The sequence below is a fragment of the Bartonella sp. AA16NXGY genome (assembly GCF_042197325.1).
Lineage (GTDB): Bacteria > Pseudomonadota > Alphaproteobacteria > Rhizobiales > Rhizobiaceae > Bartonella.
The window spans coordinates 1-9,521 of the sequence record NZ_JBHIRR010000027.1 but is presented as its reverse complement, the minus strand read 5'-3'; the positions used below and the strand labels follow the sequence as shown (position 1 = coordinate 9,521).

At 38.5% G+C, this 9,521-nt stretch carries 5 protein-coding genes and 1 pseudogene; 1 reads left to right on the top strand and 5 read right to left on the bottom strand.

Annotation, left to right across the window (positions count from 1 at the left end):
* From ACFINK_RS08965 to ACFINK_RS08945, 5 genes and pseudogenes are all read right to left on the bottom strand, one after another.
* Positions 1-221: pseudogene (locus ACFINK_RS08965) on the bottom strand (late control protein); the annotation flags it as partial.
* Positions 212-466: a tail protein X gene (locus ACFINK_RS08960; protein WP_375638846.1), complete on the bottom strand. Its 255-nt coding sequence runs from the start codon at positions 464-466 to the stop codon at positions 212-214. The pseudogene ACFINK_RS08965 and the gene ACFINK_RS08960, both read right to left, overlap by 10 nt.
* Positions 463-924 (bottom strand): phage tail protein, encoded by a 462-nt coding sequence (locus ACFINK_RS08955; protein ID WP_375610994.1) that lies wholly within the window; start codon positions 922-924, stop codon positions 463-465. The genes ACFINK_RS08960 and ACFINK_RS08955 overlap by 4 nt, the downstream gene beginning before the upstream one ends.
* A 13-nt stretch (positions 925-937) precedes the next feature.
* The gene (locus ACFINK_RS08950) at positions 938-1,312 is read right to left on the bottom strand and encodes a hypothetical protein (RefSeq protein ID WP_375638844.1); all 375 of its coding nucleotides are present in this window, start codon (positions 1,310-1,312) and stop codon (positions 938-940) included.
* Between the two features lie 763 nt (positions 1,313-2,075).
* On the bottom strand, positions 2,076-3,206 hold the full coding sequence (locus ACFINK_RS08945; RefSeq protein WP_375638842.1) for a metallophosphoesterase: 1,131 nt from the start codon (positions 3,204-3,206) through the stop codon (positions 2,076-2,078).
* A 774-nt stretch (positions 3,207-3,980) separates the two neighbouring features.
* Between ACFINK_RS08945 and ACFINK_RS09500 the strand changes: the two genes are divergently transcribed.
* A partial coding sequence (locus ACFINK_RS09500; RefSeq protein ID WP_375638840.1) for a right-handed parallel beta-helix repeat-containing protein occupies positions 3,981-9,521 on the top strand: 5,541 nt, incomplete at its 3' end.

Sequence of the window (9,521 nt, the reverse complement as noted above, 5' to 3'; positions counted from 1 at the left end):
CTGATGCTGTTCTCATAGCCAAAAATCACTTGCAGAGTGCTGTTGCTTGAGGGAACCTCTAAATCATTGCCACTATCATCAAACTCTGCTTCAAATGTATCGGCTTCATTACCGGTATGGTCCGTAATGGTTGCGGTTAAAAGACGCTGGTAAAAAACCTCATGAACAAGCTTATCCCCCACCCTCACCTCAATAAAAGGATGTGAACGCCTTAATCCCATAGCCTTTTCACCACACTATTCTTCTCTTGGCTAACAAATTCAGGCAGAATGACCTTTAAGCCCCGTGGTAAAAACACACCATATTTGGCAATCTCTGGATTGGCTTCCAGTGTGGCTTCTAAATAGCCGTTTAGTCCCCCAACTTGAGAACGGTCCCCTAACACAGCCATGACATGGTGAAAGCAAAGGAGATCGAGGCTCATATCCTCTAGCTCTACAACAACATGTTTTTCTGGTATCTTCATAAAGTTTGTCCCACTTGGATTTGTCTCTCTTGGTATTGTCCTTGTGGTTTTCCGCCATTAAAAAAGGGCAAGAGCGTAATGGAATAGCGGATGCGCTGGGATTGACCAGAGCGACTGATATAGTCATGGTCTTTATTGATCGTGGTGATTACTACGGATCCATGGAGAAGGACACTATAGGTCGTATCATTAATCCAACGAAGCATCTGGACCGGCTTTGCTCTTCGAATAGTTGTAGTGATGGCATCTATCGCTACCCGGTCACCAAATTCTTCTGGAAACCAAACTCCATGAATGGTCTTTGCATCATTGCCATAGCCAGTAAATTGCAAACTGGGTGCCTTGCCAAAACGCTCCATACAAACCCATGAGGCAGAAAACTCTTCTTCAAAGGATTGGAAATTTAGCCAATCCACATAAAATTGATGCGGTCCTAACATCATCAAAGGATCTCTCATAGGCTCCCTCCCCTCATTCTGTTCCCCCATGCAGCGCATTGGCACGTGCCCGTTGCAAAGCATGGGCAACCGCACGACCAGTGGCCATGGGTTCACGCGCCCCATTAACATGCACTGTGACATTTTGATTGTGTGTGATGGGGGAACGGTCTTTGTCTCTTTGCTCTCTCGCAGATGAATTTACAGGAGAAGCCCCCGCAAATTGCACGATGGGTTGGATGGCTGTTTTACCCCCCAAAAAACTTGGCAAAAACTCTCTTACATCAATGGAACCAATCCACCCCTTAATGCGGCTAGGCAAAGATTTACAAAAATCCATCAATTGTGAGATAGACGACATAAAGCCATCGACAATCGAATTAGCCAGATCTTCGCCCGCTTGTTCCATACCAGCCTTGGCAGCATCAGAGAGCTTTTCGCGGGCAAAAAAGCTCTTTCTAAACTGGAACTTCTTAAAATCCCCTTTTTACACCTCTCTCAAAGCAAAGATAAAACTGCCAAAACACGTGAGAGTCATCTAAGGATAATTGCATGAGACCATAACAGCTATAAACAGACTCCAATATTTGTATCATATTATTGTAACGATTTACTTACGTATAAAAGAAGAAGATAAAATTGTAATACAACTAAAAGTTCATACGGTTAATCAAGAGAAATTATATAGCATCACAAAACATCAATTGTTTGAAGATTATAAGTAAAAAATTGATCAAAATAAAAAGCTTTTCTTATGAAAAAGAAAAGAGTTGCCCATGAGTAGATATTATAAACTCTAACAAAGGGCATAACTTGATAATTATACCGCAACAAACTAATAGAAACAGCCTTCTTGATAATTCTGGACAACATGTGCTAGCAAATTATGAACACACCCTTGACAAACTCCCCTTTCTTCAAAGATGAAAGCCTAAAAAGAAAAAATAGAATAACAAACCATTATTCTGCTTTGTATTAAAGCTCAGTTCACATTAAATCATTGCACTTATAGCGTATAACCTGAAATCTTAACAGCTTTGAAAAAGATATAAAAAAGATGTCTGATTTTTCACTCTATTTCTAAGTAACATTTAGACACTCCTACTGCTCTTCAAGTCCGCACATATAATACGTTTTTTCCCTCATGCTTTAAGACAAAGAAACAAATCCTATTATAACTTACTGCAACTTGCCGAAAATTGGGTGTCTTTCCCTATAACACCAAGATCTTTAATTAAAAGCGGTTTTCCTATTTCTCCATTATAGGCTTTAACGTGAATGGTCTTGCCTTTCACATCTATGAGGTAATAATCTCCATTAAAAAGCGCACCAGCTGTATAGATAGGGATATTTCCAAAAACCTTATCATTTTTCGCACGGCAATAAGACTGATAATGCGTGTGACCCACGAAGATTGCTTTAACATTATGAGAGGTAATAATTGACTTAAAGACCGACAAATCTTTAGCATTCTTTTTACGAATAAAAAAGGATTCACCATCAATGGAAGCAGCACGCGCATCATGAAAATTAATGATTGTCACTTTACCTCTTGCATCAGCAGCAGCTAAATCGTTCCTAAGCCAATCTAAAGATTTATTGATTTGCACTTCTGTAGACTGCCCCTTCAAACCAACCGTATAGCTTGGATAATTGTGAAGCTGCACATAGTGAACATCTCCATAATCCCAAGAATAACTCAAACTCCCCCTTATCGAGCGAATATTTCCACCCGAAATGGGAACCAAACTTTCAGTAACATCTGCATTGAAATGCGATAATTGACTACGGTATTTTTTGATTTCCGATACCATTCTTGAAACTGCACTTATAGCACAAGCATCTTTGTAAAAGCTGAATTCTTGAGGATTTGTACAATTACCAACATTATTGGCATAATCGTGATTCCCTAGCCCCTCATAGACAGGTGCTCCAAGAGTTTTATAAACATTTTCATAATCATCATAGTTTTTTTGTTGTGCAAACTCCGTCAGATCACCATTGACAATATGGAATGCAGCTTTGTGCGCTTTTATCACACCAGCAACCTGCTCATTTATCTTTAACCATGGCTCTCTGTTTGATATTCCATTGGCATCACCAGAGTTTAAACGCCACGGTTGCGGATCAGCCATAATGATAGCAGTATAATTTTTTGTAAGAGACTTTTCTTTCATCGACCAATCCATGAATGCATCATGATAAGGACTCTTGTCTCTTTTTATTTTTTCAGCATCAAGATTAAAACAACCAGAGAGAGTAAAAGCAATCACGGTGATTACCAATTCAACTTTATATCTCATAAACCTATCACCATAAAAACGTTACATATTTTTTATATTAAAAAATTCATCAGAGACAATTTTTTTAGATTTTATTGTCAAAAATATGTCAAAAATTCGAAATAATAAAAGCAATAATCCTTCAATGAAGGTGCACTTTGATGATATAAAAGCACTGTTGATTTCAAGCCTTCAACTTGAAGCATCTTCATTGATTAAGATTTATAAGCTTGGGCTCTGGCTCTTTCAAATGTCATCGATACATCAACAGCTTATAAAAACTTAGTCGTATACTATTAAAATATCCCCAACAGGAGAAAAAATGTATTCTTATACTAGAGCACCCAACTCCTTTGGATATCAAGATCAAATATATTAGAATATTATGATAAATAAGGTATAAATAATCAAAAGTGCTAGCAATAGTGTTTGAGTATTACCGTCATAACTTACTTTGATAAGTTATAAAAATGCAGAAGTATTACAGAAAATACTATTATTACTTTATAAAAAATAATATAACTTATGTAAGTATTATAATAATATTTATAATTTCTATAATATAGATTTACAATAAATTTAATTATATAATATAAATAATTACAAACACATTGTGTGTTAAATATAAATTAATACAAATTTAATATCATTTGTTTTTTAATTTTGACAAAAAACCAAAAATATCTTACCAAATAAAGACAATTATCGAAATTAATAACAACTATCCATTTTCACTTCTTCTTATGAAGTTTGCGGGGAAATGAATATTTGGGGGCTCTCATAAGGAGAATACTGGTGTATAAAACATCCCTTTTATCATGCACGGCTGCGGCTGCTATCATACTATTCAACATCCAGTTCACTGCACATGCTGAAACTCTTGACGTTGCCAACGAAGAAAAAGATATATCCGGAAAAACGTACGAGACTATTTATGTAAAAGACAAAGGAAAAATCACCGGCAGTACTGTAACTGTAACTGGAAATAAAAACACAAATACAGACACAAGTAGCGATAAATATGTTGTAACAGTTGAAGGTGCTAACAGTGCGCTTGAATTAAATGGCTTAAATATTCAAGGCACTGATTCTGATGTTCGTTTTGGTATTTCTGTAAAAGACGGCGCTAACATCAACCTGACTGGGGGGAACATTACAGCTTCTCAAACTGGTGTTTATATTGATGATAGTAAGAATAGTAGAAATATACTACAAAATGTAGTGATATCAGATAATAAAAATGAAGCATCATCACTCCTTGGAATAGAAATAAACAACGAAAGTTTTATCACTTTAGAAAATGTAACAGTTAAGCAAGCAGAAACTGGTATACTTGCGGATGTCGTTTCTCAAGTTATAGTATCCGGAGGATCATTCGAAGGTAAAATGGATGGCGTATATGCTATGGGCGGCACCACCATTACTGTAGATGGCGGTACTAACATTACCTCATCTAATGGTAACGGACTCCATGCCGATGATGAAAATACCACCATAAAAATGACTGGGGGAAGCGTAACTGGAAAAGACGCAGCATTGTATACAAACGACGGTGGTCATATTAAAGTCACGGGTGGTACTCTAACAGCTAAGGAAGATACCACAAGTGCACCTACTACAGAAGGGGATAACCCTGCATATAATAAGGGTACTAAAATTGAGAGTGGATTCGGCGCATTGTCTCAAGGTGAAAACAGTGTGATTGAATTATCTGATACAAAGATCAATGATGCGACAATCGGGTTAAAAACACAAGAAAGTGGCGCAATCGCAATGACTGGGGGAAGCATTACAGCGTCCAAAGTTGGTGCATTCTTTTTAGATAGCAAGAGCAAAGAAAACGAACTGAAAGATGTAGTGACATCAAGTGGGAAAGATGATGCGCCACTAATCAATGGAATCAAGGCAACTAACAGTAATGTCACTTTAAATAATGTAACAGTGACGCAAGCACAAACTGCCATAGATGCATATGATTCCACAGTAAACGTCTTAGGAGGATCATTTGATGCAGAAAAAGCAGCAATATTTGCTCAAAACGGCGGCAACATCACTTTAACTGGCGGTGCAAAAATTACATCATATAACGATGCTGGACTCTATGCGGAAGGTTCAAAGTCCATCATCGAAATGACAGGAGGGAGCATTACAGCGAAAGAGGAAGCAGTAACGACAACATACGGTGGCCATATTACTGTTACAGATGTCACCCTAAAAACAAATGGTGATGGACTTGGTGTAGCTTCTGATGACCTTGGTAGCATGATTGAATTACTTGGAAAGACAACGATTAGTGATAGTGCAATCGGGCTTCAAGCACAAAACGGTGGTGTAATCAAGATGACTGGGGGAACCATTACAGCTTCTGCAGCTGGTGCTGGCTTCTTAAACAGTAACAGCCGTGAAAACAAACTAGAAAATGTGACAATATCGAGTGGTAAAGACGATGCGCCACTGAACTTTGGAATAAAAGCAGATAAAGGTACCGTCACTTTAAAAGATGTAACAGTGACTCAAGCAGCCGCCGGTATATTTGCAGATCATGATTCGACAATAACAATCTCGGGAGGATCATTTCATGCACAAAATGCAACAATATCTGCTCAAAACGGCAGCGCCATCACTTTAACAAACGGTGCAAAAATTACATCATCTGATGATGTTGGATTATATGCTAAAGATTCAAACTCCTCCATCACAATGATAGAAGGAAACGTCACGGGAAAAGCGAGTGCTTTGGTTGCTGAAGATGGTGGTCATATTACTGTTACAGATGTTACCCTAAAAACAAATGATAGCGATAAGTCATTTGGTGTATTTTCTAATGGCGCAAATAGTGTAATTGAATTGCTTGGAAAGACCACAATTAGTGGTAGTGCAATCGGGCTTGCATTCCAAAATGATGGCGCAATCAAGATGATTGGAGGAACCATTACAGCTTCTGCAGCTGGTGCTGGCTTCTTAAACAGTAACAGTCATGAAAACAAACTAGAAAATGTGACAATATCGAGTGATAAAGACGATACGCCACTGAACTTTGGGATAAAAGCAGATAAAAGTACCGTTACTTTAAAAGATGTAACAGTGACTCAAGCAGCCGCCGGTATATTTGCAGAGAATGATTCGACAATAACAATCTCGGGAGGATCATTTCATGCACAAAATACAACAATATCTGCTAAAAGCGGCAGCACTATCACTTTAACCAATGATGCAAACATTACATCATCTGATAATGTTGGACTCTATGCAGAAGGTTCAAAATCCACCATCACAATGACGGGAGGAACTGTCACGGGGAAAGGTAATGCATTGGTTGCTGAAAATGGTGGACATATTATTGTTGCAGATGTAGCTCTAACTGTCACAGATGTGGCTCCAAGTGACGACTATATATCGTCTGGTGTATTTTCTGTTGGTGAAGGCAGTGTAATTGAATTACTTGGAAATACAACTATTAGTAATAGTGCACTCGGGCTTCAAGCACTAAACGATGGTGCAATCAAGATGACTGGAGGAGCCATTAAAACTTCTCTAGTTGGTGCTGGCTTCTTAAACAGTAACAACAGCGAAAACAAGCTAGAAGGTGTAAAGATATCGAATAGTAAAGACGATGCGTTACTGAACTTTGGAATAAAAGCAGATAAAAGTACCGTCACTTTAAAAGATGTAACCGTCATGCAAGCAACCAATGCCTTAGTTGCAGATGATCACTCGACAATAACAGCCTCAGGAGGATCATTTCATGCACAAAATACAACAATATCTGCTCAAAACGGCAGCGCCATCACTTTAACCAACAATGCAAACATTACATCATCTGATAACATTGGACTCTATGCAAATAGTTCAAACTCCACCATCAGCATGACGGGAGGAACCGTCACGGGGAAAGGTAATGCATTGGTTGCTGAAAATGGTGGACATATTACGGTCACAAATGTGTCTCTAAATGTTACAGATGTATCTCTAGGTGACGAAGATATATCGTCTGGTGTATTTTCTAATGGCGAAGGCAGTGTAGTTGAATTGCTTGAAGGAACAACGATTAGTAATAGTGAAATTGGACTTACAACAAACGATGGTGGCGCAATAAACATGACTGGAGGGACCATTAAAACTTCTCTAGTTGGTGCCGGCTTTTTAAACAGTAACAGCGGTGAAAACAAGCTAGAAGGTGTGAAGATATCGAATAATAAAGACGATGCGTTACTGAACTTTGGAATAAAAGCAGATAAAAGTACCGTCACTTTAAAAGATGTAACAGTGACTCAAGCAGCCGCCAGTATAGTTGCAAATGATCACTCAACAATAACGGTCTCAGGAGGATCATTTAGTGGACATGATGTAGGAGGAAGCGCCGAAGCCAGCAGTACGATTATCTTAAAAAACAATGCTAACATTATATCATCTAATGGCGAAGGACTCCTTGCAGACGGTTCAGGATCTAAGATCATAATGACGGGAGGATCCGTAGCCGCGAACAAAACAGCGTTATTCGCAATCAACGGTGGGCATATTGATGCCACAGATGTTGCTCTAACAACAGAGGGAAAAGGAAGCGGTGTATTTGTAAGTGGCAATGACAGCACAATTCAATTGCATGGTGATACAATAATTAACAATACTTTGGACGGCCTTGGAGCAGTTAACGGTGGTAAAATCATTAGCGAAAACTTATCGATAATCGGTGGTGAAGCACTTGAAGGCTCCGACAACGAACGCACTGGTATATGGACATCGGACTCTGGTAGTGAAGTTAGGTTAATGGGCAAAACAACCATTCAAAATGTCGATGAAGGGTTTTATGCAGACGGTGGAAGTAAAATCATTAGCGGAGATTTAACAATAACTGGTAGTGAAAATAAAACAATGACCGTTGGTGTAAACGTTGCAGAAACTGATAGTGCAATCGAATTAAATGGTAAAACAATCATTCAAAATTTTGATGTTGGTCTTTTTGCAGGAAATAATAGCACAATTAAGATGACGAATGGTTATATTGGAGCAGCAGAGAATACAATAAAAAATAAAATAGAAGCAAAAAAAGTTGCACTATGGGCGGCATTTAACGGACATATTGATGTCGTGAATACTTCTATGATAGCAGGAGTTGCTGGTTTGCAATTTATAGCTCTCTCTAATCCTGATCTAGATTATCCAGATGATCCACAAAAACGTAAAAGCAGTGAAATCAATTTAACCAATGCAGATATTCACGTTGAAAATGGCACAGGAATTTTTGTTGGAGCTTTTACTAACACAAACATGGAAGATATTCCAACTTTATCAATCGGTACAGCAAATCTCAAAAATTCAGAAATCCATGCTGATGTATTGTTAAGAGATGGTCTTTTCGAAGATCCAAAATCTTGGAAAAATGACAATTATTGGAACAATAAAGAGGTTAAAGCGATCTCCAATGGCACCTTCACCTTAAGCGCTGATCAGTCTACTCTAGAGGGCAGAGCGAATATTGCTAAAGACAGAAATGTACATTTTGATCTAAAAAACAAGACAACATGGACACTAAAGACCAGTACAAAAGAAAAAGATGATGATGGCAATCTGCTTGATATTGCTCAAAGATCTCGTTCCGATATTTCTACGCTTAATCTCGATAACAGCTCTATTATCTTTAATGGACCAACAGAAGATCATTATCACACATTGCATATAGGTTCTGGTAAACCAGATACGCAAGAAGTCTACAACGCCTCTGGTGACGCAAAGATTTACTTCAACATTGCTTGGAGTGATGGCGTAGCAAGTGCCGATCAAAAAACCGATAGACTTCTGATCCACGGTGATGTCTCAGGCTCCACAACAGTTTATATCAAAAGCGATTCAGGAGATGAAAGTAGTGTAGTCAATGCTGCTGATCCTTCCAATATAGGTGGCCTCTCGCTCATTCAAGTATCTGGAAAAGCACGAGAAGACTCTTTCAAACTCGTAAATGGCTATACCACAAGAAATCGTTTGCCTTATAAATATACGCTAACGGCCTATGGACCAGAGTCAAGCCACGGTACAGCCGATGTTGCACAAAGCCTCTTTGATGAAAAGAATGAAAATTTCTGGGATTTCCGCTTACATAAAGAAATTCTTGAAACGGATTCTGGTTCTGGTCCAAGTGTGATCGTCCCTGTAGCACAAACGGCCAGTTACTTAGTCATGCCAAATGCTCTCTTCTATAGTGGATTAACCGATATGGCTAAACAAAACGCGCTTTTAGCCAATATCAGAACATCTGTCTTAGGAAAAGAAGAAGAAAAACAAACCGGTTTCTTCCTCTATACTTACGGAAACACAGGAACCTTATCTTCTGAACGCGGA

Excerpts from the sequence above, each read along its gene's own strand:
- ACFINK_RS08960 (WP_375638846.1), bottom strand. The coding sequence starts at position 466 with ATGAAGATACCAGAAAAACATGTTGTTGTAGAGCTAGAGGATATGAGC.
- ACFINK_RS08955 (WP_375610994.1), bottom strand. The coding sequence starts at position 924 with ATGAGAGATCCTTTGATGATGTTAGGACCGCATCAATTTTATGTGGAT.
- ACFINK_RS08950 (WP_375638844.1), bottom strand. The coding sequence starts at position 1,312 with ATGGAACAAGCGGGCGAAGATCTGGCTAATTCGATTGTCGATGGCTTT.
- ACFINK_RS08945 (WP_375638842.1), bottom strand. The coding sequence starts at position 3,206 with ATGAGATATAAAGTTGAATTGGTAATCACCGTGATTGCTTTTACTCTC.